Source organism: Vibrio sp. 10N.286.51.E5, assembly GCF_041469125.1.
Taxonomy (GTDB): domain Bacteria; phylum Pseudomonadota; class Gammaproteobacteria; order Enterobacterales; family Vibrionaceae; genus Vibrio; species Vibrio crassostreae_C.
Genome location: NZ_JBFRJZ010000160.1, coordinates 1 through 268, shown reverse-complemented (window position 1 = coordinate 268; position 268 = coordinate 1). Strand labels below are relative to the sequence as shown.

The 268-nt window shown below is 51.1% G+C and carries 2 tRNA genes; both read left to right on the top strand.

What is annotated here, in order from left to right:
• Positions 1 to 55 precede the first annotated feature (55 nt).
• A tRNA-Asp gene (locus tag AB4161_RS23235) sits at positions 56 to 132 on the top strand.
• A 59-nt stretch (positions 133 to 191) separates the two neighbouring features.
• Positions 192 to 268 (top strand) — tRNA-Trp (locus tag AB4161_RS23230).

The following is a 268-nucleotide window of genomic DNA, read 5'->3' as shown; positions in this document are numbered from 1 at the left end:
AAAAGTGAAGACAAAAAGTTTGAACACTTGTCAGCGACGACAAGTATTCCACTGCGGAGTGGTAGTTCAGTTGGTTAGAATACCGGCCTGTCACGCCGGGGGTCGCGGGTTCGAGTCCCGTCCACTCCGCCACTTATTCGATAACCTCGCCTAGTGCGAGGTTTTTTCGAATCTGAAGTAATGAAAGTTTTAGGGGTGTAGCTCCAATTGGCAGAGCAGCGGATTCCAAATCCGCGTGTTGGGAGTTCGAATCTCTCCACCCCTGCCA